Here is a 1,006-nt window from a genome sequence, read left to right as displayed (position 1 = left end):
GAGGGCTCTGACGGATTGTAGGCACACGGTTTCAGGTACTATTTCACTCCCCTCCCGGGGTACTTTTCACCATTCCCTCACGGTACTAATCCGCTATCGGTCATCAGAAGGTATTTAGGCTTACCGAGTGGTCTCGGCAGATTCACAGCAGATTTCACGGGCCCGCTGCTACTCGGGAACACCATCAAGGCAGACATCGGGTTTTCACGTACGGGACTCTCACCCTCTACGGCAGGCCATCCCAAGCCACTTCCGTTAACCACGACATTTTCTTACTGCCCTCCAGCCAGGTAGAACTGGAAAGATAGGTCCCACAACCCCGCACACACAACCCCTACCCGGTATCACATGCATACGGTTTAGCCTCATCCGCTTTCGCTCGCCACTACTCACGGAATCACAATTGTTTTCTCTTCCTACGGGTACTGAGATGTTTCACTTCCCCGCGTTACCTCCCACACCCTATATATTCAGGTGCGGGTAACACGACATCACTCGTGCTGGGTTTCCCCATTCGGACATCCTCGGATCAACGCTCGGTTGGCAACTCCCCGAGGCTTATCGCAGCCTCCTACGTCCTTCATCGGCCTCTGATGCCAAGGCATCCACCATGCGCCCTTAAACACTTACGCACAAAAACCAATTGAAAACAAGAATCAAAATTGCACATCAACAACACACAGACGGAAAAACCAACGACCCGAAAGCCGCCGGCCACCATTTCTGCGCGCGTTAGATGCTCGCAACCACTATCCACGAATCAAACACCACACCCCACCACCAAAACCGGTGAGGCAACAACAACCCCCACCCCGCAACCGGGGCGTCCCCCACCCTCTAACCGAGAGGGGAGCGAACGGGCCTGTTGTCTCAGGACCCAACAGTGTGTCTGGCAATTCTTCACGACCAACGCTTTCCAGCCGGCCGAACGTTTGTTGTCATATGCACCCGCCGGGCAAGCCCACTACAGGCGCCGGCGACAATCCCAACCATGAACCCCGGCACT

Annotated in this window: 1 rRNA gene; it reads right to left on the bottom strand. The window is 55.2% G+C overall.

Annotated elements, in window-relative coordinates:
• A 23S ribosomal RNA gene (locus ACJH6H_RS29770) occupies positions 1 to 632 on the bottom strand; the annotation flags it as partial.
• Positions 633 to 1,006 lie beyond the last annotated feature (374 nt).

This window comes from Mycobacterium sp. SMC-21 (assembly GCF_045310825.1).
In the GTDB taxonomy this organism is placed as follows: Bacteria; Actinomycetota; Actinomycetes; order Mycobacteriales; family Mycobacteriaceae; genus Mycobacterium.
The sequence above is the reverse complement of the archived record's forward strand: the minus strand, read 5'-3'. Positions and strand labels throughout refer to the sequence as shown.